This is a genomic window from Actinophytocola sp. (genome assembly GCF_050699915.1).
GTDB lineage: Bacteria > Actinomycetota > Actinomycetes > Mycobacteriales > Pseudonocardiaceae > Actinophytocola.
In genome coordinates this window covers 17050-42957 of record NZ_JBOHGA010000012.1, presented here as the reverse complement: position 1 = coordinate 42957, position 25908 = coordinate 17050, and the positions used below count along the sequence as shown (strand labels likewise).

26 protein-coding genes are annotated in these 25908 nt (G+C 68.4%); 17 read left to right on the top strand and 9 right to left on the bottom strand.

Annotated features, from left to right (window positions below; translation table 11 throughout):
* Positions 1 to 48: 48 nt before the first annotated feature.
* Entirely contained in the window at positions 49 to 1269 is a 1221-nt protein-coding gene (locus ACRDSK_RS04020; protein ID WP_431438510.1) for an acetyl-CoA C-acetyltransferase, read from the bottom strand.
* A gap of 51 nt (positions 1270 to 1320) precedes the next feature.
* Entirely contained in the window at positions 1321 to 2145 is an 825-nt protein-coding gene (locus tag ACRDSK_RS04015; protein ID WP_431438509.1) for an SGNH/GDSL hydrolase family protein, read from the bottom strand.
* Between the two features lie 227 nt (positions 2146 to 2372).
* On the opposite strand from ACRDSK_RS04015, the gene ACRDSK_RS04010 reads away from it, so the two are divergent.
* The 3 genes from ACRDSK_RS04010 (at position 2373) to ACRDSK_RS04000 (ending at position 6435) form a co-directional block, all read left to right on the top strand.
* On the top strand, positions 2373 to 3749 hold the full coding sequence (locus ACRDSK_RS04010) for a cystathionine beta-synthase (protein ID WP_431438508.1): 1377 nt from the start codon (positions 2373 to 2375) through the stop codon (positions 3747 to 3749).
* 103 nt (positions 3750 to 3852) lie between these two features.
* Positions 3853 to 5112: a hypothetical protein gene (locus ACRDSK_RS04005; protein WP_431438507.1), complete on the top strand. Its 1260-nt coding sequence runs from the start codon at positions 3853 to 3855 to the stop codon at positions 5110 to 5112.
* Positions 5113 to 5277: 165 nt separating this feature from the next.
* A complete protein-coding gene (locus tag ACRDSK_RS04000; RefSeq protein WP_431438506.1) occupies positions 5278 to 6435 on the top strand; it encodes a cystathionine gamma-synthase in 1158 nt (385 codons plus the stop codon).
* 64 nt (positions 6436 to 6499) lie between these two features.
* Here ACRDSK_RS04000 and ACRDSK_RS03995 read toward each other — a convergent pair whose 3' ends face one another.
* Positions 6500 to 6724, bottom strand: coding sequence for a hypothetical protein (locus ACRDSK_RS03995; RefSeq protein ID WP_431438505.1), 225 nt, complete (start codon positions 6722 to 6724; stop codon positions 6500 to 6502).
* Between the two features lie 260 nt (positions 6725 to 6984).
* The gene (hppD, locus tag ACRDSK_RS03990; protein WP_431438504.1) at positions 6985 to 8172 is read right to left on the bottom strand and encodes a 4-hydroxyphenylpyruvate dioxygenase; all 1188 of its coding nucleotides are present in this window, start codon (positions 8170 to 8172) and stop codon (positions 6985 to 6987) included.
* Between the two features lie 136 nt (positions 8173 to 8308).
* Between hppD and ACRDSK_RS03985 the strand changes: the two genes are divergently transcribed.
* Complete coding sequence (locus tag ACRDSK_RS03985; protein WP_431438503.1) at positions 8309 to 8815, top strand: Lrp/AsnC family transcriptional regulator; 507 nt, start codon at positions 8309 to 8311, stop codon at positions 8813 to 8815.
* Positions 8816 to 8881: 66 nt separating this feature from the next.
* Here ACRDSK_RS03985 and greA read toward each other — a convergent pair whose 3' ends face one another.
* Positions 8882 to 9379 (bottom strand): transcription elongation factor GreA, encoded by a 498-nt coding sequence (gene greA / locus ACRDSK_RS03980; protein WP_431438525.1) that lies wholly within the window; start codon positions 9377 to 9379, stop codon positions 8882 to 8884.
* A gap of 176 nt (positions 9380 to 9555) precedes the next feature.
* Positions 9556 to 9990: a DUF4307 domain-containing protein gene (locus ACRDSK_RS03975; protein ID WP_431438502.1), complete on the bottom strand. Its 435-nt coding sequence runs from the start codon at positions 9988 to 9990 to the stop codon at positions 9556 to 9558.
* Between the two features lie 140 nt (positions 9991 to 10130).
* Here ACRDSK_RS03975 and mca point away from each other — a divergent pair, with 140 nt between their 5' ends.
* The 4 genes from mca (at position 10131) to ACRDSK_RS03955 (ending at position 14694) form a co-directional block, all read left to right on the top strand.
* On the top strand, positions 10131 to 11012 hold the full coding sequence (mca, locus tag ACRDSK_RS03970) for a mycothiol conjugate amidase Mca (RefSeq protein ID WP_431438501.1): 882 nt from the start codon (positions 10131 to 10133) through the stop codon (positions 11010 to 11012).
* Complete coding sequence (locus ACRDSK_RS03965) at positions 11009 to 11302, top strand: hypothetical protein (RefSeq protein ID WP_431438500.1); 294 nt, start codon at positions 11009 to 11011, stop codon at positions 11300 to 11302. Before mca ends, ACRDSK_RS03965 begins: the two co-directional genes overlap by 4 nt.
* 19 nt (positions 11303 to 11321) lie before the next feature.
* Positions 11322 to 13328, top strand: coding sequence for a thioredoxin domain-containing protein (locus ACRDSK_RS03960; protein WP_431438499.1), 2007 nt, complete (start codon positions 11322 to 11324; stop codon positions 13326 to 13328).
* Positions 13329 to 14097: 769 nt separating this feature from the next.
* Positions 14098 to 14694: a hypothetical protein gene (locus tag ACRDSK_RS03955; protein WP_431438498.1), complete on the top strand. Its 597-nt coding sequence runs from the start codon at positions 14098 to 14100 to the stop codon at positions 14692 to 14694.
* Here ACRDSK_RS03955 and ACRDSK_RS03950 read toward each other — a convergent pair.
* Complete coding sequence (locus ACRDSK_RS03950) at positions 14676 to 15191, bottom strand: nitroreductase family deazaflavin-dependent oxidoreductase (protein WP_431438497.1); 516 nt, start codon at positions 15189 to 15191, stop codon at positions 14676 to 14678. The genes ACRDSK_RS03955 and ACRDSK_RS03950 overlap by 19 nt on opposite strands.
* 60 nt (positions 15192 to 15251) lie before the next feature.
* Here ACRDSK_RS03950 and ACRDSK_RS03945 point away from each other — a divergent pair, with 60 nt between their 5' ends.
* Both ACRDSK_RS03945 and ACRDSK_RS03940 read left to right on the top strand, forming a co-directional pair.
* On the top strand, positions 15252 to 15887 hold the full coding sequence (locus tag ACRDSK_RS03945) for a TetR/AcrR family transcriptional regulator (RefSeq protein WP_431438496.1): 636 nt from the start codon (positions 15252 to 15254) through the stop codon (positions 15885 to 15887).
* 16 nt (positions 15888 to 15903) lie between these two features.
* Positions 15904 to 16455: an AAA family ATPase gene (locus ACRDSK_RS03940; protein WP_431438495.1), complete on the top strand. Its 552-nt coding sequence runs from the start codon at positions 15904 to 15906 to the stop codon at positions 16453 to 16455.
* 180 nt (positions 16456 to 16635) lie between these two features.
* Here the strand turns inward: ACRDSK_RS03940 and ACRDSK_RS03935 are convergent, their stop codons facing one another.
* Positions 16636 to 17127: a hypothetical protein gene (locus ACRDSK_RS03935; RefSeq protein ID WP_431438494.1), complete on the bottom strand. Its 492-nt coding sequence runs from the start codon at positions 17125 to 17127 to the stop codon at positions 16636 to 16638.
* Positions 17128 to 17578: 451 nt separating this feature from the next.
* Positions 17579 to 20575 carry an NACHT domain-containing protein gene (locus tag ACRDSK_RS03930; RefSeq protein WP_431438493.1) on the bottom strand — a complete coding sequence of 999 codons (2997 nt, stop codon included), beginning with the start codon at positions 20573 to 20575 and terminating at the stop codon, positions 17579 to 17581.
* A gap of 378 nt (positions 20576 to 20953) precedes the next feature.
* Between ACRDSK_RS03930 and ACRDSK_RS03925 the strand changes: the two genes are divergently transcribed.
* The 7 genes from ACRDSK_RS03925 (at position 20954) to ACRDSK_RS03895 (ending at position 25886) form a co-directional block, all read left to right on the top strand.
* Complete coding sequence (locus ACRDSK_RS03925) at positions 20954 to 22192, top strand: helix-turn-helix domain-containing protein (protein WP_431438492.1); 1239 nt, start codon at positions 20954 to 20956, stop codon at positions 22190 to 22192.
* The gene (locus ACRDSK_RS03920; protein WP_431438491.1) at positions 22192 to 22737 is read left to right on the top strand and encodes a flavoprotein; all 546 of its coding nucleotides are present in this window, start codon (positions 22192 to 22194) and stop codon (positions 22735 to 22737) included. The genes ACRDSK_RS03925 and ACRDSK_RS03920 overlap by 1 nt, the downstream gene beginning before the upstream one ends.
* A 93-nt stretch (positions 22738 to 22830) precedes the next feature.
* Positions 22831 to 23115, top strand: coding sequence for a hypothetical protein (locus tag ACRDSK_RS03915; protein WP_431438490.1), 285 nt, complete (start codon positions 22831 to 22833; stop codon positions 23113 to 23115).
* Between the two features lie 2 nt (positions 23116 to 23117).
* On the top strand, positions 23118 to 23567 hold the full coding sequence (locus tag ACRDSK_RS03910; protein WP_431438489.1) for a hypothetical protein: 450 nt from the start codon (positions 23118 to 23120) through the stop codon (positions 23565 to 23567).
* The gene (locus ACRDSK_RS03905; RefSeq protein WP_431438488.1) at positions 23564 to 23836 is read left to right on the top strand and encodes a hypothetical protein; all 273 of its coding nucleotides are present in this window, start codon (positions 23564 to 23566) and stop codon (positions 23834 to 23836) included. The genes ACRDSK_RS03910 and ACRDSK_RS03905 overlap by 4 nt, the downstream gene beginning before the upstream one ends.
* Positions 23833 to 24663 carry a helix-turn-helix domain-containing protein gene (locus ACRDSK_RS03900; protein WP_431438487.1) on the top strand — a complete coding sequence of 277 codons (831 nt, stop codon included), beginning with the start codon at positions 23833 to 23835 and terminating at the stop codon, positions 24661 to 24663. The genes ACRDSK_RS03905 and ACRDSK_RS03900 overlap by 4 nt, the downstream gene beginning before the upstream one ends.
* A 437-nt stretch (positions 24664 to 25100) precedes the next feature.
* Positions 25101 to 25886: a tyrosine-type recombinase/integrase gene (locus tag ACRDSK_RS03895; protein ID WP_431438486.1), complete on the top strand. Its 786-nt coding sequence runs from the start codon at positions 25101 to 25103 to the stop codon at positions 25884 to 25886.
* Positions 25887 to 25908: the final 22 nt, after the last annotated feature.

Below are 25908 nucleotides of genomic sequence, written 5' to 3'. Positions count from 1 at the left end.
GCGCCCGCCGGCACGGTCGAGCGAACGATCCGAGTCAGGCAAGAACCGTCAAGACAGGCGCTCCAGGACCATCGCCATGCCCTGCCCGCCACCGACGCACATCGTCTCCAGGCCGAACTGCTTGTCGTGCCACTGCAGGGAGTTGACGAGCGTCGTGGTGATCCGGGCGCCGGTCATGCCGAACGGGTGGCCGACCGCGATCGCGCCGCCGTTGACGTTCAGCTTCTCCAGCGGAATCTCCAGGTCGCGGTAGGACGGGATCACCTGCGCCGCGAACGCCTCGTTGATCTCCACGAGGTCGATGTCGGAGATCGTGAGACCGGCCAGCGCCAGCGCGCGGCGCGACGCCTCCACCGGGCCGAGGCCCATGATCTCCGGCGACAGCGCGGACACGCCGGTCGACACGATCCGCGCCAGCGGCGTGAGGCCCAGCTCGGCGGCGCGGGTGTCGGACATGACCACCACCGCCGCGGCGCCGTCGTTGAGCGGGCAGCAGTTGCCGGCCGTCACCCGGCCGCTGGGCCGGAACACCGGGTTCAGCGTCGAGGTCTTCTCGTAAGTCACGCCCGGACGCGGGCCGTCGTCGGTGTCCACCACGCGGCCGTCGGGCAGGGTCACCGGGATGATCTCCCGCGCCCAGAAGCCCGACTTGATCGCCTCTTCGGCCAGGTTCTGCGAGCGGACGCCGAAGTGGTCCATGTCCTCGCGGCTGACGTCCTTGGCGAGCGCCAGGTTCTCCGCGGTCTGGCCCATCGCGATGTACACGTCCGGCACCGAGCCGTCCTGGCGCGGGTCGTGCCACTCCGACGCGCTCTCGGCAGCCGACGCGGCGGTGCGCGCCTCGGCCTCGGCGAACACCGGGTTGTGCGTGTCCGGCCAGGAGTCCGAGCTGCCCTTGGCGTAGCGCGACACCGTCTCCACGCCCGCGCTGACGAACGCGTGGCCCTCGCCGGCCTTGATCGCGTGGAACGCCATCCGCGTGGTCTGCAGGCTCGACGCGCAGTAGCGGGTGATCGTGCAGCCCGGCAGGTGGTCGTAGCCGAGCTCGACGGCGACCGCCCGGCCCATGTTGAAGCCCGACTCACCGCCCGGCAGGCCGCAGCCCAGCATGAGGTCGTCGAGTCCCGTCGGGTCCAGGTCCGGCACCTTGTCCAACGCCGCCCGCACGATCTGCACCGCGAGGTCGTCGGGCCTGATGTCGACGAGCGAACCCTTGCCCGCCCGCCCGATCGGCGAACGAGCCGTGGACACGATGACCGCCTCTGGCATGGCGCAAACCCCTTCGTCAGACGCTCGGTGACAAGACGACTGACAAGCAGGCTACGCGGGGAGGACCCGCCATCCACCCGTCAAGCCGGCAGCATCACACAAGGGGGCCAGCAGCACGCTCGCCGCGAGCTCGTAGCCGGCACCGTTGGGGTGGAACCGGTCCTCGCTGAACAGCTCGTCCGGCCGCTGGCGGAACTCCGGCGACAGCAGCGCGGCGCTGGACACCGACCGAACGCCGATCCGGTCCAGCTCGTGGCGTTGCGCCCGGGCCAGCGCGAGGCCCCAGCGGGAGGCGATCGCGCGCAGCGGCTGCGGAATCGGCTCGACGATGGCCAGGTCCGGGCAGGTGCCGACGACCACGGTCGTGCCGGCCTCGGTCAGCCGGCGGACCTGGCGCGCCAGCAACGCGGCCGACGTGCCGACCCGCATCCGCGTGGTGACGTCGTTGCCGCCGACGATGACCAGCGCCAGGCTCGGCGGGTTGATCAGCGCGACGTCGATCTGCTCGTCGAGGTCGGACGTGCGCGAGCCGATGATCGCGTGCGTGGTCAGCCGGACCGGGCGGCCGGCCTCCTCGGCGAGGCCCTTCGTCAGGCGCACGCCCGGCAGCTTGTCGTCGGTCTCCGCGCCCAGACCGGCGGCCAGCGAGTCACCCAGCACCGCGAACGTGAGGACGTCGGCGGGCTCCTCGGTGACCGGTCCGCTGCCGTCCGGCAGGTACACGCCGTCGGCGTTGCGTGGCAGGTCGGTCGACTTGCCGATGAGCGTGCGAGCGCGCTTCGACTGTCCGTTGAGCAGGCCGTACGCGGCTCCGGACAGCCCGCCGACCGAGCCGGCGCCCAACGCCAGCCCACGCAGCACACGCAGCCACGCCATCGCGCACCTCCTACTCATTACACGGGCCGGCGCCGATGCCGGTTTCCTTTCCATCGTCGCCGGTGTCAAGTCGTGACCGTCGACCGGGTTCGAGTGTGTGCCGCGTCACTAGTATCGGGCTCGACGTGGGGTCGAGGCTCGTCGAGCGAACCGCCGAAACACGTGGTAAACGTGCCGGTCGCTAGGCTCGCGCCTGGTCGGGGGGCACGTCTGAACGAGGAGTGCAGGTGGAGTACGTCGAGCATGTCGTCGATCTGGTCGGCAACACGCCGCTGGTCAAGCTGAACGCGCTGGCCGAGGGAGTCTCGGCCACGGTGCTCGCGAAAATCGAGTACTTCAACCCGGGCGGCAGCGTCAAGGACCGGATCGCGCTGCGGATGATCGAGGCGGCGGAGAAGTCGGGCGAGCTCAAGCCCGGCGGCACGATCGTCGAGCCGACCTCCGGGAACACCGGGGTCGGTCTCGCGATGGTGGCGCAGCGCAGGGGCTACCGCTGCGTGTTCGTCTGCCCGGACAAGGTCAGCGAGGACAAGCGGAACACGCTGCGCGCCTACGGCGCGGAGGTCGTGGTCTGCCCGACCGCGGTCGCCCCCGAGCACCCGGACTCCTACTACAACGTGTCCGACCGGCTCGTCACCGAGATCGAGAACGCGTGGAAGCCCGACCAGTACTCCAACCCGGAGAACCCGACGAGCCACTACCTGTCCACCGGGCCGGAGCTGTGGCGCCAGACCGACGGCCGGATCAGCCACTTCGTCGCCGGTGTGGGCACCGGCGGCACGATCTCGGGCACCGGTCGCTACCTCAAGGAGGTCTCGGACGGCCGGGTCCAGATCGTCGGCGCGGACCCCGAGGGCTCGGTGTACTCCGGCGGCAGCGGGCGGCCCTACCTCGTCGAGGGTGTCGGCGAGGACTTCTGGCCGCAGACCTACGACCGCTCGGTCGCCGACGAGATCATCCCGGTGTCCGACGCCGAGTCGTTCGAGGTCACCCGCCGGCTGGCGCGCGAGGAGGGGCTGCTGGTCGGCGGCTCCTGCGGCATGGCGGCGGCCGCGGCGATCCGGCTGGCCAAGCGGCTCGGCCCGGACGACGTCGTCGTCGTGCTGTTGCCCGACGGCGGCCGCGGCTACCTGTCGAAGGTGTTCAACGACGACTGGATGGCCTCCTACGGCTTCCTGCCGCCCGAGCACTCCGGCGCGACCGTCGGCGATGTGTTGCGGCGCAAGGGAACCGGCGGCGCGATGCCGGACCTGGTGCACGGGCATCCGAACGAGACGGTGGCCGACGCGGTGGCGATCCTGCGCGAGTTCGGCGTGAGCCAGATGCCCGTGGTCAACGCGGAGCCGCCGGTGATGGCGGCCGAGGTCGTCGGCGCGGTCAACGAACGGGATCTGCTCGAGGCGCTGTTCACCGGCAAGGCGGCGCTCGCCGACCGGCTGGAGGACCACATGTCGCCGCCGCTGCCGACGATCGGCGCAGGTGAGCAGGTGAGCTCGGCGATGACCGCGCTGTCCACCGCCGACGGCGCGCTGGTGCTGCTCGACGGCAAGCCGGCCGGCGTCGTGACGCGGCAGGACCTGCTCGGCTTTCTCGCTGGCCGCTGAGCGTGTCGCGGCACCCGTCCCGCTGCCGGCATTCGGCCGCACGATGCACTAGCGTTGCCCCGAAAGCACCTCTGGATAGACCTTTCGAAGGGGTTGGAACCCGATGAGCTCTCCTCAGCCGCCGAACCAACCGTGGCAGGGCGGCCAGCCACCGCAGCAAGGGGAAGGTGAGCAGAGCCAGGAGCAGCATCCCGGCCAGCCGCCCCAGCAGGACAACCCGCACTCCACCCCGGGGCCGACGCAGGCCATCCAGCCGGGACAGCCAGGCCAGGTCGGCGCCGACGGGGTCGAGCGCACCCAGGCCATCCAGCCCGGCCAACAGCCCGGCGAGGCGACCCAGGTCGTGCAGCCGGTCCAGCCGGGTCAGCAGTACCAGGACTCCGGCGCCACGCAGATGGTGCCGCCCGGCTCGATGCCGCCCCAGCAGCCGCAGTACGCCCCGCCGCCCGCCGCGGACCCCCAGGCACCTGGCGGTTTCGGGCAGCAGCAGGGCGGGTTCGGCCAGCAGCTGCCGCCCGGCTACGGCCAGCAGCAGCCGCCGCCGGGCTACGGCCCGCCGCCCGGCGGGTTCGGCCAGCAGCAGCAGACTCCGCCGCCCGGGTTCGGCCAGCAGCAGCCGCCGCCGGGCTACGGCCCGCCGCCCGGCGGGTTCGCGCAGCAGCAGGGGCTGGGCAGCGGCCCGTCGTTCGGCGGCCAGGGCCAGAACCTGCAGATGATCGCCTGGGGCCTGGCGGGTCTCGCCGCGGTGCTGGGTCTGCTCATCGCGATCTTCGCCCTGGTCGACTTCGGTGACATCAGCGAGTACAGCGACGGCTACAACGCCGCGCCGCCCGAGCTGGTCGACGAGCTCGGTGCCCCGTCGCCGGGCCTGCTCTGGCTGTGCACGATCGCGATCCTGCTCGGCGCGGTGGGTGCCATCGGCGGCGGCGTGCTGATCTTCCTCAAGCACAAGATGGCGCACATGGTGCTGGCCGGCGCCGGCGGGCTGATGCTCGTGTTCGGCATCTTCGAGCTGATCCTCGCGGCCGGCGTCGAGGGCAACACCGGCGAGCTGCCGGGCACCGGCGTGTGGGGCCTGATCGGCGGCATCCTCGTCGGCGGCATCGGCGCGCTCGGGTTCTTCCCGCAGACCAAGAAGTTCCTCGGCGGCGAGTCGGTGCTGGGCGGTTCCGGCGGCGGCCCCGGCGGCTTCGGCGGCCCGCCCCAGGGCGGCTTCGGGCAGCAGCAGCCGCAGCAGGGCTTCGGCCAGCAACCTCCGCAGCAGGGCTTCGGCGGCCCGCCGCAGGGTGGCTTCGGACAGCAGCCGCCCCCGGGCGGTTTCGGCCAGCCCCCACAGCAGGGCGGCCCGCCACAGCAGTGGTGAGCGAACGCTGAACGAGACGCCGGTGGATCACTCCACCGGCGTCTCGCTTATCCGTACGGGTGAGTTCGTGAACTATTCGCGCGCTCCCCGTCGTTGAATGAGATGACGGGTCAAACCGGGTTCCCACATGCTGGGCACGTGAGTGAGAGGTAATAATCTGTGGCAATGGCAGCGGACACGAGCCGGTGGGGCTTCGAGACTCGGGCGATCCACGCAGGTCAGCGACCTGATCCGCGAACCGGCTCGGTCATCGTGCCGATCTACGCCACCTCCACCTTCGCCCAGGACGGCGTCGGCGGGCTGCGCGAGGGCGGCTACGAGTACTCCCGGACCGCCAACCCGACCCGCACCGCGCTCGAGGAGTCCCTGGCATCGCTGGAGGGCGGCCGGCACGCGCTCGCGTTCGCGTCCGGGATGGCCGCGAGCGACGTCGCGCTGCGGGCGCTGACCCGGCCCGGCGACCACGTCATCCTCGGCGGCGACGCCTACGGCGGCACCTTCCGGTTGCTGGACAAGGTTCTCAAGCTGTGGGGCGTCGAGTACACGACGGTCGACCTCGCCGACGTGGCCGCCGCCCGCGCGGCGGTCCGGCCGAACACCAAGGTCATCTGGTGCGAGACGCCGACCAACCCGCTGCTCGGCATCGCCGACATCGCGGCGCTGTCCGACGTGGCCGCGGAGGCCGGCGCGAAGCTCGTCGTGGACAACACGTTCGCCACGCCCTACCTGCAGTCCCCGCTCGGCCTCGGCGCGGACGTGGTGCTGCACTCGACCACCAAGTACCTCGGCGGCCACTCTGACGTCGTCGGCGGCGCGCTGATCACCTCGGACGACGAGCTCCACGAGTCCTTCGACTTCCTGCGCAACGCGGTCGGCGCGGTGCCCGGCCCGTTCGACGCGTGGCTCACCCTGCGCGGCGCGAAGACGTTGGCGCTGCGGATGGAGCGGCACAGCGACAACGCCGAGCGCATCGTCGAGGCGCTGGCCGGCCACCCGCGGGTCACCAAGGTCTACTACCCGGGCCTGCCCGACCACCCCGGCCACGAGCTCGCCGGCAAGCAGATGCGCCGCTTCGGCGGCATGGTGTCGTTCGCCGTCGCGGGCGGCGAGGCGGCGGCCCTGGAGGTCGCGGCCCGCACGAAGATCTTCATCCTGGGCGAGTCGCTCGGCGGCGTCGAGTCGCTGATCGAGCATCCGGGCAAGATGACCCACGCCAGCACCACGGGCTCGCCGCTGCAGGTGCCGGGCGACGTGCTGCGGCTGTCCGTCGGCATCGAGGACGGTGCCGACCTGGTGCAGGACCTGCTCCAGGCGCTGGGCTGACCGGCTCCGAAACGAAGAACGGCCCTCGGTTCCGCCGGGGGCCGTTTCGTGTCTGTTTCCGTGCCTAGGGGGCGATCTCGTCGCCGCGGGTCAGCTCGTTGAGCGCGGGCTCGGTCTGCGCCGGCTGATGCTTGCGCTGCTGCTGGACCGGCGGCAGCTGGGCGGGGTCCACGCAGCTGCCGACCAGCTCCAGCTGACCGTCGTCGTGCTCGACGTAGCGGCCCGGCGCGTCGCAGCCGGCCTGGTGGACGCTGAACACCGCCACCCCGGCCAGGGCCACCGCCGCCAACGACGCTCCCGCAAGCGGGAGCATTCCCGCGACCCGTGACCCGTCCGCCATGCTCGATCCCATCCATGTGCTGCGTGCACGGACGAGGATACCCGGCCCGGATTGTCCTCGTGGATCGTGCGGGCAACTCGTCGCCGCCGACCGAACACGCGACGTTGTGAGTGACTCGTCAGCGGCCGCTACGATCATCGGGTCCGCCTGGGGGTGAGGTACCGCGCCGGTGGCCTCGCTGGGGGGCAGGCCACCGGCGCGGGTTCGGCTCAGAGGTTGCCGCGGCGCTCCTGCTCGCGCTCGATGGCCTCGAACAACGCCTTGAAGTTGCCCTTGCCGAAGCCGAGCGAGCCGTGCCGCTCGATCAGCTCGTAGAACACGGTCGGCCGGTCGCCGATCGGCTTGGTGAAGATCTGCAGCAGGTAGCCGTCCTCGTCCCGGTCGACCAGGATCCGGTGCTCCTTGAGCGTCTCGATCGGCACCCGCACCTCGCCGATCCGGGCGCGCAGCTCGGGGTCGTCGTAGTAGGAGTCCGGCGTGTCCAGGAACTCCACGCCCGCCTCGCGCATGGCGGTGACCGAGCCGATGATGTCGTTGGTGGCGAGCGCGATGTGCTGGCAGCCGGCGCCGTCGTAGAACTCGAGGTACTCGTCGATCTGCGACTTCTTCTTCGCGATCGCCGGCTCGTTGAGCGGGAACTTCACGCGGTGGTTGCCGTTGGACACGACCTTGCTCATCAGCGCCGAGTAGTCGGTGGCGATGTCGTCGCCGACGAACTCCGCCATGTTCACGAAGCCCATGACGCGGTTGTAGAACTCGACCCAGTAGTCCATCTTGCCGAGCTCGACGTTGCCCACGCAGTGGTCGATGGCCTGGAAGAGCCGCTTGCGCCGCGGCATCGTCGACTCCTTGGCCACGTAGCCGGGCAGGTAGGGGCCGGTGTAGCGGGAGCGGTCGACGAGCGTGTGGCGGGTCTCGCCGTACGTCGCGATCGCGGCCAGCCGGACCGTGCCGTGCTCGTCGGACACCTCGTACGGCTCGTCGATCACGGTGGCGCCCTGCGCGCGGGCGTGCTCGACGCACTTGTCCACGTCGGCGACCTCGAGGGCCAGGTCGACCACGCCGTCGCCGTGCTTGCGGTGGTGGTCGTGCAGCTCGCTGTCCGGGTGCACGCCGCCGTTGATCACGAAGCGGGCGGACCCGGACTTCAGCACGAACGACTTGTGGGCGCGGTTGCCGGTCTCGGGGCCGGAGTAGGCGACGACCCGCATGCCGAACGCGGCCTGGTAGAACCACGCGGTCTGGGTGGCGTTGCCGACCGCGAACACGACGGCGTCCATCGCGCGGACGGGGAATGGGTCCTTGGTCTCGTCGTAGTCCACGAGCCCGACGAGCTGGCGCAGCTGGTCGAAGCTGACATCGTCGTACTGGCGATCCTGGTTGAGGGTGCCGGTCATCGTGTCCTCCCTGCTGACATGGCGGTAGCCGCAGGATCCGTGCGCTCGGGCAGTCTGCGCAACCGGCGCTCCCATCGGTGGGCAATCTGCCCAGAAAACCGAGAACGGAGTGGACGGGGTGAGGCATTCTGTGCAGATGAGCGAACCGGTTGACACACTCGACGCGCTCGACTCACGCCTGCTGCTCCTGCTCGCCGACGAGCCGCGGCTGGGCGTGCTGGAGTGCTCGCGGCGCCTCGGCGTGGCGCGCGGGACCGTGCAGGCGCGGATGGACCGGCTGGAGCGGCGGGGGGTGCTGCGCGGGTTCCCGCCGGACGTGGACCTGGCCGCGATCGGCTACGGGCTGACCGCGTTCGCGGTGCTGGAGATCGCGCAGGGCCGGCGCACGGAGGTGGCCTCGCGGCTCGCCGCCATCGACGAGGTGTGCGAGGTACACGCGACGACGGGTGAGGGGGATCTGTTGGTGCGCATGGTCGCCCGGTCCAACGCCGACCTGCAGCGGGTCATCGACGAGGTCGTGGATGTGCAGTGGGTGCGGCGGACCTCGACGTCGATCGCCCTGTCCACGCCGATCCCGCCGCGGGTGCGTCCGCTGCTGGAGCGGGTCGCGGGCGGGGACGCGGGCGAAGACGTCCGCGCATGACGAAAGGCCCGGAGCCGTGGTGACAGCTCCGGGCCTCTCCGGTCTCGTCCGCGAACCTGGGCCGGCTCAGCCGGCGTAGGGCACCGCCTTCACCAGGGTGACCTGCTGGGTGTTGCCGTTGGGCAGCTCGTAGGAGCGGGTCTCGCCCTCCTTCGCGCCAAGCAGCGCCTTGCCCAGCGGCGACTCAGGTGAGTAGACCTCCAACGCGCCCTCGGCGCCCTCTTCTCGGGTGGCCAGCAGGAACTTCTCGGTCTCCTTGTCGCCCTCGTAGCGGATGGTCAGCACCTTGCCGGGCTCCGCGAGCCCGTCATTGGCCGGCGCCTCGCCGACCTTGGCGTTGCGCAACAGCTCCTGCAGGTGCCGGATTCGGGCCTCCGCCTGGCCCTGCTCCTCGCGTGCCGCGTGGTAACCCCCGTTCTCCTTGAGGTCACCCTCCTCGCGGCTGGCATTGATCTTCGCGGCGATAACCGGGCGATTGTCAACGAGCTCGTCAAGCTCTTGCTTGAGCCGGTTGTAGGCCTCCTGGGTCAACCAGGTCACCTGGGTGTCGCTCACGGTCACCAACTCCTCGCTCACACTTCCGGTCCCGCGGATTCGGGCCGGTAGTTCCCGGGCGGCGGCGAACACCCGGAACGGAAAAACACGGCCCGCCAGGGGGCCGTGCAGGTACGACAGCGTATCACGATCGGGCGGACATCCTTGTCCGTTTTGTTCGGTTCAGCTGTCGTCGGTCGCTGAGTTCACCCTGATGGCGGCAGGTCCGTGGACAGGTATGCCGGAACCTGATAGGAGCATCCGAACACGTCCGCGGTCACCGGTTCGGCACCGCTGCGGATTGTCGTGGTGACCCGCGAAGTGGCCGGCCCGGGCGGGACCAGCACCTCGCGCCGGCCGCCCTCCGCGCCGCTGCGCACGCGGGTGCGCACGATGCACACGGCCGGCCGGTCCGGGGTGTTCCGCGTGATCTCGAACGTCAGGCTCATGGCGTCGCCCTCGAGGTTCTCGAAGCCGACCCGCTGGGTCTGGATGGGCGCGGTGCCGAGGTTGGCGTAGCCGAGCCACGCGATCCCGCCGCCGAGCAGGAGCGCGCACGCGCCGAGAATCCAGTACGCGCGCCGCGAAGTCCTGCGCGGTCGCGTTCCGTACCGGTCCTCCAGCAGCTGTCCGGTTGCCACCTACCGCCCCTCCGCCGGGATTGTCGGACCCGCCGGGAACAATGCACCCGGTCGACATGGTTCGAACAACCAGGTCGAGTATCCGGCAGGCGCGTGGCGGGGCCTGCCGGGGGTGAACGTCACAGGAGGATGGCGGAAGCATGGCGGAGAAGCTGCGGCTGATGACGGTGCACGCGCACCCGGACGACGAGTCGAGCAAGGGCGCGGCCACGATGGTCAAGTACGTGGCCGAGGGCCACGAGGTCATGGTGGTGACCTGCACCGGAGGCGAGCGCGGGGACATTCTCAACCCCGCGATGGAGCGCCCCGAGGTGCGGGAGAACATGAACGAGTACCGCCGCAAGGAGATGGCGCGCGCGGTCGAGATCCTCGGCGTCGAGCACCGGTGGCTGGGGTTCGTCGACTCCGGGCTGCCCGAGGGGGACCCGAAGCCGCCGCTGCCGGAGGGCTGCTTCGCGGTGGTGCCGCTGTCGGAGTCGGTGCCGCCGCTGGTCCGGTTGATGCGTGAGTTCAAGCCGCACGTGGTCATCACCTATGACGAGAACGGCGGCTACCCGCACCCGGACCACATCCGCTGCCACGAGGTGTCCGTCGCGGCGTTCGACGCGGCCGGCGACCCGGACCTGTACCCGGAGGCCGGCGAGGTGTGGACGCCGCTGAAGCTGTACTACTCGCACGGCTTCTCCCGCAAGCGGATGCTGGCCATGCACGAGGCGCTGCTGGCGCGCGGCCTGGAGTCGCCGTACACCGAGTGGCTCCAGAACTGGGACGAGAAGCGCGGCGACGTGGCCGACCGGGTGACGACGCGGGTCGAATGTGGGGAATACTTCGAGAAGAGGGACGCCGCGCTGATGGCGCACGCCACGCAGATCGACCCGGACAGCCGGTGGTTCGCCGTGCCGCTCGAGATGCAGCGGGACGTGTGGCCGTACGAGGAGTACGAGCTGGTGCGGTCCCTTGTGGACACGACACTGCCGGAGGACGACCTGTTCTCCGGGATCAGCGAAAAGGTGACCGCATGACGCTTGCTGGCGCTGACCAGGCCGTCGTCACGGTGGCACTGGTCGCCCAGCCGCCGACGAGGCCGGAGGACCCGGGTGGACAGGGGGAGGACTTCGGCAAGTCCTCCCCGGTCGGCCTGCTGGTCCTGCTGCTCTTCTTCGTCGCGGTGGCGTTCCTGGTCCGCTCGATGACCAAGCACCTCAAACGTGTCCCGGCGAGCTTCGACCCGCCGGAGTCCGAGGAGTCGAAGCAGGACCCGGCCGCCGACCCCGAGGGCGGACCTCCCGCTGGGCCCGACGCCAAGCCGTAGGGTTTGAGAGGCTAGGCACATGGCGAACCAGCTGGCCGACGCGACGAGCCCGTACCTGCTGCAGCACGCCGAGAACCCGGTCGACTGGCGGCCGTGGTCCGACGAGGCGTTCGCCGAGGCGAAGCGGCGGAACGTGCCGGTTCTGCTGTCGGTCGGGTATGCGGCGTGCCACTGGTGCCACGTGATGGCGCACGAGTCGTTCGAGGACGCCGAGATCGCGCTCCTGATGAACGAGAAGTTCGTGAACGTCAAGGTGGACCGCGAGGAGCGGCCCGACGTGGACGCGGTCTACATGACCGCGACGCAGGCGATGACCGGCCAGGGCGGCTGGCCGATGACGTGCTTCCTGACGCCGGAGGGCGCGCCGTTCCACTGCGGTACCTACTACCCGCCGACGGCGCGGCCGGGGATGCCCTCGTTCCGTCAGCTGCTGGTGGCCGTCGACGAGGCGTGGCACGACCGGGACGAGGAGGTGCGCGAGGCCGGCACCCGCATCGTCGAGGAGCTGTCGAAGCAGACCGCCGCACTACCCGAGTCCACTGTGGATTCCGACGCGCTGGACGGCGCCGCGCTGGCCATGCTGCCCGAGTACGACCGCAAGCACGGCGGCTTCGGCACCGCACCGAAGTTCCCACCCTCGATGGTGCTGGAGTTCCTGCTGCGCCACCACGACCGCACCGGCTCGGTCGAGGCGCTGTCCATTGTGGAGGGAACCGCCGAGGCGATGGCGAGCGGCGGCCTCTACGACCAGCTCGACGGCGGCTTCTCGCGGTACAGCGTCGATGCCGGCTGGGTGGTGCCGCACTTCGAGAAGATGTTGTACGACAACGCGTTGCTGCTGCGGGTGTACGCGCATCTGGCGCTCCGCTCCGGCTCGGCCCGGCACCGCGAGGTGGCGTCGCAGACCGCGGAGTTCCTGGTGCGCCGGCTGCGCACGGCCGAGGGCGGCTTCGCGGCGTCGCTGGACGCGGACACCGACGGGGTCGAGGGCCTGACGTACGCGTGGACGCCCGAGCAACTGGTCGAGGTGCTGGGTCCGGACGACGGCGCGTGGGCGGCGGACCTGCTGGGCGTGACGGCGGCGGGCACGTTCGAGCACGGCACGTCGACGCTGCGCATGCTGCGCGAGCCCGAGGTGCCGGCGCGCTGGACGCGGGCGCGCGAGCGACTGCTGATCGCGCGGGACGCCCGGCCCCAGCCCGGCCGGGACGACAAGGTGGTCACGGCGTGGAACGGCCTGGCCATCGGCGCGCTCGCCTACGCGGGTGCCGCGTTCGGTGTCCGCGACTGGGTGGAGGCCGCGTCGTCGGCTGCCGCCCTGGTCCTCGACGTGCACCTGGTCGAGGGTCGCCTGCGCCGCGCATCCCGAGACGGCGTCGCCGGCGAGGCGGCCGGCGTACTCGAGGACTACGGCTGCCTGGCGGAGGGCCTGCTGGCCCTGCACCAGGCGACGGGCGAGGGCCGCTGGCTGGACGCGGCGGTGGGTCTGCTGGACACGGCGCTGGCCCGCTTCGCGGACGAGGAGTCCGCCGGCGCGTTCCACGACACGGCCGACGACGCGTCCGAGCTCGTGTGGCGGCCGTCGGACCCGAGCGACAACGCGAGCCCGTCCGGCGCGTCGGCCACGGCGGGTGCCCTGCTGACCGCGTCGGCGCTGGTGGGCCCGGACCGCGCCGGGACCTATCGAACGGCAGCCGAGCAGGCGGTGGCGCGGGCGGGGATGCTGGCGACGCGGGCGCCGCGCTTCGCGGGCCACTGGCTGTCGGTCGCGGAGGCCCTGGCGCAGGGCCCGGTGCAGGTGGCGGTGGTGGGCCCAGCCGGCGACTCCCGTCGAGAGGCCCTGACCGACGCGGCGGTCCGCCACGCCCCCGGCGGAGCCGTGGTCCTGTCCGGCGCTCCCGACGAGGCCCCGCTACTGGCCGACCGCCCACTGGTGGACGGCCTGGCCGCGGCCTATGTATGTCATGGCTACGTCTGCGACCGCCCAGTGACCGAGGTGGGCGAGCTGGTCACCGCCCTCCACTGACTCGCGATCACCTCGACCACTCACCGGCCGCCGCCGAGTTGTCCACAGGCAACACCGTCGTCCGACCGTTCTTGTCAGCCCCCATCGATAGGCTGGATCCCGGGGGCCGGCGGCCACTGTTGATCTTGCTCCGCCACGCTCACCGGCCCAAACGCGCCAGGCGGTGAGCCGCAGCTGACCCGCGCCGAGCGACGCCCCGCGCCCCGCCGACGCTCGCTGCTCCCCGTCGCCGCCCGTCGCTCGCCCCTGCCCGCCGCTCGTCCGGCCGCCGTCTGCCCCGCGGCCGCTCGCCGCCGCTCGTCCCGCTGCCGCAGCCCCCCGCTCGTCCGCCGACGCTCGCTGCTCCCCGCTGCCCGCCGCCGTTCGCCACGCCGTTCGCCGCGCCGCCCGCTGCTCTCCGCCGTCCCCGTAGCCGCTCGCTCGCCCCGCTGCTGCTTGCCGCTGCCGCCAGTCGTCACCCCGCTGCCGAGTTGTCCACAGGCAGCGCCTCCGCCCACCCCCGCCTGTCAGCCCTCGTCGATACGCTGGATTTCGGGGGGCCGGAGGCCGCCGTTGATCTTGCTGCACCAGGTCCCAACTGCCCAAACACGTCGGCCCAGACGGTTCGATGAGCCTCCTGGTCGCGCTCCATGGCGCCCGTCCGCTGCTCCGCCTTCAATTCCGCCCCGGGCGAACCTTCTGGCATTCCATCGTTGCGCGCGTAACCTTGTAATCATGTAAGTCAGCCACTTGGGAGGCTGTCATGTTCGGAGAGTGCGGGGTGGAATTCATGGGTCCACGAGGACATCGCTGGGGTCCGGGGCGTGGTTGGGGCCACGGTCGCGGCCGTGGGCGCGGTGGTTGGCAGCAGGCCGACCTGCCGTCCGCGGACGACGCGTCGGCGTGGTTCTCCGGCCGGTTGCCGGAGGGCTGGTTCACCGAGGCGCCGATGGTGGTCGTCGACCGGGAGGAGATCACCGTCGTCGGGCAGCTGCCGCCCCTGGAGGGCGACTTCGCCGACGACGCGGAGCGGTCGGCCGCCGAGGCGGGCCGCATCAGCCGGTTCCGCGAGGAGACCCGCGACGAGCGGATCGAGATCGCGCGGCAGGCCGAGCACCGCTATGGCCGCAAGGTCGCGTGGGGCGCGAAGATCGGCAGCACCGAGGAGTTGTTCACGACCCTGTCCGTGCCGGTCATGACCCGGCTGCGCCAGGAGGAGCGGCTCATCCTGGACACCCTGGTCGACGCCGGCGTCGCCCGCTCCCGCTCGGAGGCGCTCGCCTGGGCCGTCCGCCTGGTGGGCGAGCACGCGGACGAGTGGCTGACGTCCCTCCGGACGGCGATGTCCAAAGTGGACGACCTGCGGGCTCAGGGCCCCGAGCTCTGAGTCGACCGGGGCTCGAGCCGCAGCACGGGAATGCGGCGGTTCGAGGCCCAGCGGCAGTAGTGCGTGAAGCCGGGGTAGATCTCCTCGCCGCGCTGGTAGGCGCGCTCGCGCTCCGGTCCGTCGAGCTCGCGGGCCACGACCTCGCGGCGGACACCGGCGAGGACGATGGTGGCGTTCGGGTTCGCGCGCAGGTTGTGGTACCAGCCCGGGTTGCGCGGGCGGCCGAAGTTGGAGGCGATCACGAGGACACCGTCGCCGTCGGGCAGGCCGAGCACGGGCCGCGTGCGGGCCTGCCCGCTCCTCGCTCCGGTGGTGGTCAGCATGGTGATCTCGACGCCGGCGAGCCACGAGGACGCGGTTGTCCTGCCGCGGGTGAGCCGGTGGACGAGTTCGTCGAGGGGTTGCTGAATGACCCCGTAGACCTTCGCCATCGGGCGGGTGGCCGCCGTGCGCCGAACGATCCGGTGCAGCGGGCGGGCGTGCCGGTAGGTCCGCACCAGGGAAAACTAGCAAACGCAACAAAAAGTTGCAACGATGAGTTGCGTTAGCATCGCGCCATGACGGACGGTCGGACCCGCGAGGCGGCGGAGGCGACCGAGCCGGGGGCGCGCCGGCGCCGACCGGGCGGGCGCAGCGCGCGGGTACGCGAGGCCGCGATCGCGGCGACGCTGGCCGAGCTGGCCGACCTCGGCTACTCGTCGCTCAGCCTCGAGGGCGTGGCCCGGCGTGCGGGCGTGCACAAGACGACCTTGTACCGGCGCTGGGGCTCGCGGGAGGAGCTGGTCCTCGAGGCGATGCTGGAACGCGCCGGCGAGCACATCACCGTGCCGGACACCGGCTCGCTGCGCGAGGACCTGGTCGAGCTCGCGCGAACCGCCGCCGCGAACGCGGCGAGCCCGGAGGTCGCCGCGATGGCCCGCGCGGTGGCCGCGGAAGCACCCCACGACAGCAGGCTGGCTGCGGCGAACCACCGGTTCTGGTCGGCGCGCCTCGCTCTCGACGGCACGATCGTCGAACGAGCCGCCGCCCGCGGCGACGTGGCCCCGGAAACCAACCCTCGAGCGGTGATCGAGGCCGTCCTGGGCCCGATCCATCTCCGGCTGCTACTCACCGGCGAGCCCGTCGACGAGACCTTCCTCGACGCGGTCGTCGACGTGGTGGTCAACGGCGCCGCCCGGCGAGACCTCGGCTGATTTCTAGTGTGGACGGATGAATTCCGAGTCGATCAGTCCGACGTTGGTCGTGGTCGGTGGCCTACCGGCGACCGGCAAGACGACCGTCTCCCGGGAAGCGGCGGCGAGAATCGGCGCGGCCTATCTCCGCATCGACACGATCGAGCAGGCGATCGTCCGGTTCGCGGCCAGGGAGAGCTCGGGCGAGGAGTTGCGCGACGCCGTGACCTGGGGTCTCGGGTACGACGTCGCCCAGGCCGTGGCCAGTGACCTGCTCTGCCAGGGGTCGCACGTGTTCGCGGAGTGCGTGAACCCGATGAAGATCACCCGAGACGCGTGGCGGGACGTGGCCGATGCGGCCGGCGCCCACCTGGTCGAGGTCGAGCTGGTGTGTTCCGACCCTGCCGAGCACGAGCGACGAGCGACGACCCGCACGGTCGACATCCCGGGCCTGGTCGTGCCGACCTGGGCGGACATCGTGGCGCGCGAGTACGAGCCGTGGGATCGACCGCACGTCGTACTGGACACGGCTGGCAAGTCGGCCGAGGACACGATCGCCGCGCTGCTCGATGCACTCGGCCGCAGCTAGGCGTATATGGCGAGCCAGATCGCGATGTAATGCCCGCGCGATCTGGCTGGCTCCAGCTCGACCGCCAGATCATGCCCCTGAGCTGCGCAAACGTCTGTCGCTAGTTCTCGCCCATTCTCGGGTCTGCCCGAGCCCAGACGGCCTGGAGACGGCCTGATCTTGGTCGCTCGTTGGCGGAGGTCAGCCCCTCGTGGCCGGTGGCGGCCATGGTTGTTCGAGCAGCTGTCGTGCCTGAGCCACGATCCGCTTGCGAAAGTCGGCCGGAGGATCGATCCCCGCGGGCCAGTCGTCGAGTTGGACGATGTCGCCGACCAGTGACATGAGCGCATCCGGGTAGCCCAGCTCGCTCGACTCCATCCAGATGCGTCGTCCGCCTTCCTCGGGCGTGATCTCTCCGCTGACGATGAGCTGGCACCACCAGCGAACGAGTACCCAGCTGTCCACCGGATCCGGCAGGGACGGCGCGAGGCCGAGCTCGTGGACGATCTGTTCGAAGAGCTCGTGGGCCTCGGGCTCCTCATCGCGGGTGAGTCCGGCCAGCTCGCGCAGCGCGGGTGTGTCGACACCACCGACCAGCGCGTCGAGAGCCATCCTGATCAGCTCATCGGAGCCGACCTGGTAGCCGGTCCGCTCGTCGACGGCCGCGATGAGCAACCGCCTGAGGTGATCCACGTGGGCCAGAGTGGCACCCGGCCCGACTTGTCGACCAGCTCATTCCTCTCCGTCGCGCCCTCGTACAGGCCGTCTCGTAGCGCCGGGGCGTCGGCGTCAATGGTGGGCGCGTGCGACCATCGCGCAGCGACGCGCAGCGCCGTTGATGCCGATGGCCCGGTGTTCGACGATCGAGGCCGAGGGAGCTGCTCCGCGGTTTCATGTGCGCCGCCGTGGTGGCGCTGCCGTCGCGAGCTCGTGGCCGGCGCCGCGTAGGCCGGTCGGCGTGAGCGGAGCGGGAGCCGGCCGTGCCGCGATGGATGCCGCCCACGTTGCCAGGGCGACGGGTCGAGCGCGCCGCCACGGCGGCGCGCCTTGATTCCGTACAGGTGAATTCGGCAGTTCATCGCAAGGCCGTCAACTATCACCTGAACCACGACAATCGCAAGGTCGGCACCTGGGGCCGGACTCGTTAACGTCGGCGTACACCTTGAGCGCCTCCCGCGGTCCGCCGAGAACGCGCGGAATTTGATCGAAGATACTGTCGATCGACGGAAACTATGTTAACCGAAAAAGTCATGTCCCCATTTAGCCACTTGCGAACGACCATCTTCCGGTTCGCTGGAATGCGTGCGACATAGTCCGCGACCCAACTTGGCAATGGTACGCCTTCAATGCGAGTATCCTTGATAGCGCGATAGGCGGCGTCATAGCTGAAAGGACTTGCGAGTTCGAGATATTCGTCACTAAATCGGCCAAGTTCAATGCTAACGAGCATCAGCACGAAAATCGCGGACCCGATGCTGGTTTGTAGTTTGTCGCCTAGAAAGGCGCCGTTGAAACCGCTTTCCAAATATGTGGTCGGAAAGTTAGTATCGTTGGAATGATCGACCCAAGGGGGCAATTCAAGCGCGGCCAAGTACTCATCCAGCCATTCGAGTTCAACGCCATTAATCGGGAACCCGTCGTCGGCGTCAGCGTGGAATTGGAGAAGCTTCTCTGGGATGAATGCACCCCAAGCAGTCCAACCACCTTGTAGGTATCTCCAAGAGTGGCTTTCAAAAAGAGCTTGAAGAGGGAGATGTGGGAAGGTGGGTGCCTCGATCATGAACTTCTCGAAAGTGATCAATCCGCCTCGCCACGCGTTGAACCAATTGGCGCTGAGACGGTTGGTCAAGATTTCGGATTCAAGCGCTGAGAATAGCTGTGCCTGCCAGGCTGACCAACGGGTTATCGAGTCGTCGTCCGATGAGAAGAAGTCCGGCAGGTCCAAAGCAATTTCGGTCGCGATTTCACGCTCAGGTTCTCTTTCGTCAGCAATTCGCACGCGTAGCGAATTGACAATCGATTCCTCTATCGAGGCTTGAAGAGCTGGAATCACTGAAATCGATATCGGCAGCAGCTCTTTCATGTCGGTTGTCATCTTCACAAGTGCATCGACCAGACTTTCAGCAATCTCTTCCGCGAGAGACAACGGAACGGGAACGAATCCCATGCACCGAAGCGCGAATTTGCTGATGTTCAATCTGGACGTGCCACTAGAATAACGCTTGTCGGCCAGGAGCGCTTTGATAATTCTGGAGGCGCCATCTTTGGAGTGTTTGTTTGAAATTTGCACCGCCAGTTCCGTAACAGTTTCCCATTCTACCGCAGCGACTTGTGGAAGAATTGCTCGAGCAATGCGTTCGGGACCGTCGTATATGCGGGTGAGTTCGTAGGCTGCAAAGTATTCCATGAAGGTTCTATGCTTAAAGCCGAACAAACCTTCGCCATCTGCTGTTGAGCCGACTTCAACGAGCACCCAGGCGCGCGTTCGACAGAATTCAATAAACTGCGTCGCTGCACGTTTTGTCTCCGCAGGGCTCTCATTAGTGGCGGCTTGGAGAAACTCCGCAGCCTCCCTCACTAGTGCAGTTTCCGTCACCCCTTGGGTGCCTGGGCCAGTAAACATCCAGTATGCAAGGTGTTTGACTGCTGAATCAACATGAGCGCCAGCGCGAAGTTCAACAAATATTGAACGACTACTATCCCACTTGTCGAACAGGAGTTGAGCACAGTGCTCGTACATCTCCGGACGGTTTCTGGGTATCCAATTTTGCCCGCGATAGATGATGCACATAAGCGCGAGCATAAGTGGGTTCCTGCGGAGATCAGGCGTAGCCGCGCTCTCATCAATGAAAGAATCGGAACGGGCATGCGCATCTTCTTCAGTTGCACCATCGACAACTGAGAACCACTGGTGGACGTACCTGGAAACATTCTCGTCCGAGAATTCTGACAATTCGTATATTTCAAACATGGCCGGGTCCATGGCCGCTTCTTCGTAACCTATTCGCCGAGAGGTTACGAGCATGCGTGTGAGGGGATATCGTGCACCGAATAGCTCCACGCGGTCGGTGACCAATCTCCGTCGAGATGTGACAAGCAGTTCGTCCAGCCCATCAAATATTACGATCGCTTTACCAGACAGCAGGAGAGCCTCGACTGTACCGGTAGGCGCGGGACATTGATAGTGGCTGGACAATCGGCGCTCGATATGTTCAACAATTGACTGGTTGTCGTCTATGTACGTACGTAGAATGACAACGAACGGAATCACTTCATTGTCTTCCCGGGCAGCGTTCCAGGCAAGAACGTCAGACGCTGTTGACTTGCCTCCGCCAGGGTCCCCAAGTAGAACTGACCGATCAACGATGTCGAACAGGTCCCATACGGTGTATTGAATGCTGGTCTCATCTCGCGGCATTATCTGCGGTGAGACGAATAGACGATCTATTGGAAATTTTCGCTTTCGTTCAAAGTCTGGTGGCTCAATAAATCCATGCGCTCTTGCAACTTGGGTGCGGTATGCTCTCTCCCATTCCCGCGCCACCATGGCGGCCTTTAGATTGCCTTGCTTTCTTAGATTCTTGTTGTGACGAACAATTCCGTCAGAAAACCCATTGATAAGTTGCACTGTCGCCGACTCGCGCAGTTCTGCGAGTTCTCGTGCTTGGATTCCATCCACATCGCGAACAAGTTTTCCAACTGCCCGATCCAGTTCGGCGAAAAGTACGCTACCAAAATCTGCTAACGCCCCCTCGCTGGCGCCTACATTTGAAAATTCGAGTCGCGTTGCGATCTGCATGTTCTCAAGAACTTGCTCCGCATATGTATCCGGCATTTTCAGCAGACGGACAGCGATTAATTCATGGATTAGACCTTGGTACACGGGGCCCCCAAGTCGGACTTCGACGTGGGCAACTGAGAGTCCTGCAGGAACAGAATTAACCAAAACGTCAAGGCGGAGTTGTTCGATGAGGTCGTGATCAGCGAGCTTCTGCAGGGAAGACCTCGCGATTCGGTTTCGCTTGGCACTGGGTGACAATCCATTTAGCCAAAGGCGCTTTGCAACTTGAGATAACGCAGCAGTCAAAGATTTGTTCAGACCGGCGGTCAAAGCTGGCCCTATGAAACCTGCTTCAATCAACTCTGCCTCACTAACATGACTTGTCAAGGTGTCAGCTAGCGAGAAAGAGTATCACATACTGTCGTAGTTGGCCCGCGGCGTTGATCGATGGGAATAACTCAAGCTCCTCGAAACGTGCCGACAATACGATCTCATCCGCCAATATTACTTGACGTTTCCATGCGCTGCGAGGTCATTGAATGAGGCGCCAACGGCCCGATGATGTGTCGAGAGAGGTCTCGGCTGCGACTGCCAGAGAGGTGCACTGTTGGTCACCCGGGGCGATCGTCCTGTGGTGCGACAACGCTCTGGCCGCACATTGGGCAAGCGCAACGTGGCGTGTGTTCTGACACGTATCGAGCGCATCTTGTCGCGGTGCTCGCTGCTAGCCTGAACTGTATGCGTGGCGCAGGTGACCCCTTGTCGATCGGGGAGCGCATGGCGTTCTACCGGCGTCGGCGGGGGCTTGCTCAGGCCACGTTGGCCGGCCTGGTGGGGCGGTCTGAGGACTGGTTGAGCAAGATCGAGCGGGGCGAGCGGGAGATTCGCCGGCTTGATGTGCTTGTCGAGGTGGCGCGGGCCTTGCGGGTGACGCTGGGAGATCTGCTCGGTGAGCCGGTGCTCATGGAGGACGACCAGAAGAACGACGACGTGCCCGCCGTTCGTGACGCGCTCATGGCGCCTCAGCGGCTCTCCAAGACGCTCTTCGGCGGCGGGATCGAGCCCGAGTACGTCGACCCCAAGCCGGTCACGCAGTGGGCCGAGGATGCCTGGTCGGACTACCAGGGCGGGCGGATCGGGAAGGTCGTTGCGGCGCTTCCGCGGCTGATCAAGACTGCCCAGCAGATGGAGTCCACCAGCGGCGACGGGTCGTATAAGCGCAGGTGCGCGGCCGTGTCGGCGCGGATTCATCACCTCGCGGCTACCACGTTGAGCAAGGTCGGTGAGTCCGATCTGGCCTGGATCGCGGCTGAGCGGGCCATGCAGGCCGCCGACACCGCCGATGATCCGCTGGTGCTCGCCTCGGCAGCCCGCTCGGGCACACATGCGCTGCTCGCGGTCGGACGGTTCGAGGACGCGCTGCAGCTCGGTGACGCCGCCGCGAAATGGTTGACGCCCCGGATGAGCGAGGGCGACGCTGACGCGTTGAGTCTCTACGGGATGCTGCACCTCCGCTCCGCCACGGCGGCCGCCCGGCATCAGGACCGGGGCACGGCGAACGAGCTGCTCAGCAAGGCTGAGAACGCCGCCGAGTCGCTCGGTGAGGACGGCAACTACTGGCAGACCGGATTCGGGCCGACCAACGTCGCCCTGCACCGGGTCTCGGCCGGCTTAGACCTTGGGAACGTCTCCTACATCGTCGACCAGGGGCAGGTGGACACCTCCGCGCTGCCGGTCGAGCGGCAGGTCATGCACCTCATTGACTACGCCCGCGCGCTGAGCCTGCTCGCCCGCGACGACGACGCCCTGCAGATCCTGCTTACCGCCGAGGACAAGTCCCCGCAGCTCGTCCGGCACTCGGCCATCGCCCGGGAGGTCGTGCGGACCATGTACCGGCGGGCGCCGGTCACGGCCGGGAAGAAGTCCTCGTTGCTCCTGGCGCTGGCTGAACGCTGCCGCGCGGTGAGCGAGAGCTGATGGCCGCGCCCGTGCTGGGGCTCGTCGGGTGCGCGGCCGGCGGTGTGGAGCTGCTGCTCCTGAAGCTGATCGAGCCCATGCAGGAGCTCGGCTGGCAGGTCGCCGTCACCCTCACGCCGACCGCCGCGACGTGGCTCGATGCGACCGGCGACATCGAGAAGATCGAGCAGGTCACCGGCTACCCGGTTCGCTCGAAGCCGCGGTTGCCCGGCGAGGACAGCCCGCACCCGGCCGTCGACTGCTACGCCGTCGTCCCGGCCACCTCCAACACGGTCGGCAAGCTCGCGCTCGGCCTGGCCGACAACCAGGCCCTCACGCAGGTCTGCGAGGCAATCGGCCTCGGCTCAGTGCCGGTCGTCGTGTTCCCGCGCATCAACGCCGCTCACGCCCGCCAACCCTCCTGGGACAGCCACATCGCCGCGCTCGAGAAGGCCGGCGTGCACCTGGTGATGTGGCCGCTGCACGAGCCGCGCTCCGCGCCCGGCCGGGAACTGCCCTGGGCGTCGATCATGGACACCATCGTTTCCGCAGCGCAGCGCACGTAGCTACCCGGACAGTTTGTCCGGGTAACAAACCCGATCCGCCTGTTTCCTTGACTACCGCACCCGTCGGGGTGCCCAGAGGACGGCGGAAGGCGAATGAGTGTGCACGTAGTCATCCAACCGGCGGCCGGGTTCGGCGCCGAGATCATCGAGCCGTTGCCCGGTGTCCGCCAGCTCGTCGCGGGTCATGACCAGGAAGGTCTCACCATCCAGGTCCCGGCCCGCATCGGCGGCCTCGCGGACACGGCTCGGTTCGCTCGGGCGCTGTCCATAGCCGCCGGTGAGTTCGCCGAGTGGTGCGACGACCAGAACCGCAACCGCAGCTACGACGACAACCACCCGACCTGGACAGGTCTCCCCAAGAACACGACCAAGGAGTGATCATGGCTGTTCCGCACGGCATGCGATTCGCGATCTCGTTCGACGACATGTTCCCGCAGGGCGCCTACCTCATGGGCGACATCCAGCCGCTGACCGAGTACCAGTCCCAAGAGGACAAGGCGCGCAACCGCCCGGTCCGGCCCCGCATCGACGAGCAGACCGGCCGCCGGCTCTACCGCGCCACGATCGCGGACCCGTCCGCCGAGAAGGAGCGCGACAAGTCCATAGCCGTCGAGATCGCGGCCGACGTCCAGCCTGTGCCGCCCGAGGCCGTGGGCAACCTGCCGTTCCGGCCGGTCGTGCTGGAGGGCCTGACGGTCCAGCCACGCGCCGAGACTTCCGGACAGGCCAAGTGGATCATCTGGGTCGTCCGCGCCACCGGACTGCGCGCGGTCCAGGCCCCGGCGCGTGGCTCGGCGAAGGCCAGCGAGCCGGGGAAGTCGGCGGCATGAGCGAGTACAGCACCGCGTACCAGGTCGCGTGCGCGCCCGGTCCGAAGGCGACTGCGGCCATGCTGCGGATGGCGGACAGCCTGCCGGTGCTGGTCGTCTACCTGGACCCGGTGAACATGACCATCCAGAGCCCGCCGTCCCAGGCTGGTGCGCCGGAGTTGGCGCGGTTCTGCCGTGACCTGGCCCGGGAGGCCGCCCGGTTCGCCGCCACGATCGATCCGGCCGGCGAGCCCGGCACCGGTCCCCGGCATGCACTGGAGGCCCGGTGACCGCGGTCATGGACGAGCGAGCGGCCGCGATCAGTCCGCCGGTGGCGCGTCGGCGGGTGGCCCGGCAGGTGCGTGCGATGCGGGAGCAGGCCCGGCTGACCCTGGACGATGCCGCGCCGCGTCTGGACCTGACCCGCAGCTCGCTGCACCGGGTGGAGGTCGGACAGACGCAGATCAGCGTGCACCTGGCGCGCAGCATGATGGACGTCTACGACCAGCACATGCCCGACCTGTTGGACACGATCCGCGCCTCCCGCACGCGGGGCTGGTGGCACGACTACCACGCCGAGGATCTGGAGTTCGTGGCCTGGGAGGCCGGCGCGAGTCACGTCCGCGAGTGGGCCGTGACGCGTGTTCCGGAGTTGCTGCAGACCGAGGACTACGCCCGCACGCTGCTGCCCGACACCGACCACCTGGCCGACGAGATGGCCGTCCGGCGGATGCGTCAGCGGCGGCTCGTCGACGAGCACAACTCGCTCGCGCTCACGGCGGTCGTGCACGAGTCGGCGCTACGCAACCAGGTCGGCGGCTACGAGGTGATGCGCGCGCAGCTGCACAACCTCGCCGGCCGCACCGCCTGGCCCACGGTCACGATCCGCGTGGTGCCCGCGATGGCCGGCGCGCACATCAACTCGTCCGGCTTCCAGATCCTCGACTTCGACCACCCGGACGACCTGCCCGTCATGTACGCCGAGTTCCCCGGCGGAGCACTCCGAGAGGAGGGAGCCCAGTCCGTCGCGACCACGCGGCAGATCTTCGACAACGCATGCGCGGTCGCACTGTCGCGTGAGGACTCACGGACGTTCATCACGCAGCTAACTCGATAGTCCTGTTTAGACACTGAAACGCACGCTGGGACGTGTGGCGATGACACGCGTCCTTGTTGTGCTGCAACGAAACCGTAAGACGCAGAAGCGGCACCCGGCTACCAACCTGTTTCCGCTTCTGCGCTGTCCACCCGACGAGGAGTGAACAGTGACAAGGCTAGAACCAACCCAACCCACAGCGCCACCCAGGGCTACCCGGCCGCGCTGTGTGATCTGCAAGCGTTCGCCCGGCTGCCCATCGGTGAGTCCCGGTGCGCGGCGTGTCGTGGTGAGTTGCCGCTGAAGTTCGGGCCGGGTGGTCGGTGATGAGCCGGCCGAGGGATTCGCGGTGGGTGGATCCGGCGCCGTTGGAGGTGGCGCGTCCGCGGGGGCGGTCGGTCGGGTCGGTGCGGCCGGTCGATATCCAGGGCTGGCAGCGGTGGTTGCAGGATCGGGGTGTGTCGCAGAACTACCGGATGCTGCTGTTCACGCACGTCGCCTCGATCTTCAACGCGGCGATCGACGACAAGCGGATCTTGGAGAACCCGTGTCACGCCAAGAGCGTCACGCGGCCCCGCGTCGAGCAGAAGAAGATCGAGGTCTGGTCGCACGAGCGGGCGTGGGCGGTCCGGACTGCACTGCCGGAGCGGTTCAAGATCGCGGTCACGGTCGGGGCCGGCTGTGGGTTGCGGCAGGGTGAGGTGTTCGGGTTGTCGCCCGACGACCTGGATCGGGACGGCGAGGTGGTCAACGTCGTGCGGCAGGTGCGGCTTGTCGAGAACAAGCCGGTGTTCGCGCCGCCGAAGCGGGGTAAGATGCGGTCGGTGCCGTTGGCGTCGCGGGTCGCGCGGGCGCTGGACGACTATGCGAAGAAATTCCCGCCCGCCGAGTTGACGTTGCCCTGGCTGCATCCGGGCGGGACGCCGACCACGGTGCGGGTCTACCTCGTCGACTACGACGGCCGGCCGTTGCGGCGGGGTGCGTTCAACTCGCAGGTGTGGCGGCCCGCGCTCGTCAAGGCTGGCGTCACCGGGCCGACCCGCGACCACGGGATGCACGCGCTGCGGCACCTTTACGCCTCGGTCCTCCTCGACGCGGGCGAGTCGGTCAAGGCGCTCGCGCAGTACCTCGGGCACAGCGACCCGGGCTTCACGCTGCGCGTCTACACGAACCTGCTCCCGACGAGCCACGAGCGGACGCGACGGGCCGTCGACGGATTCCTGACGGAGAAGAAGACGGCCTGACGACGGTCTGGACCATGATCAA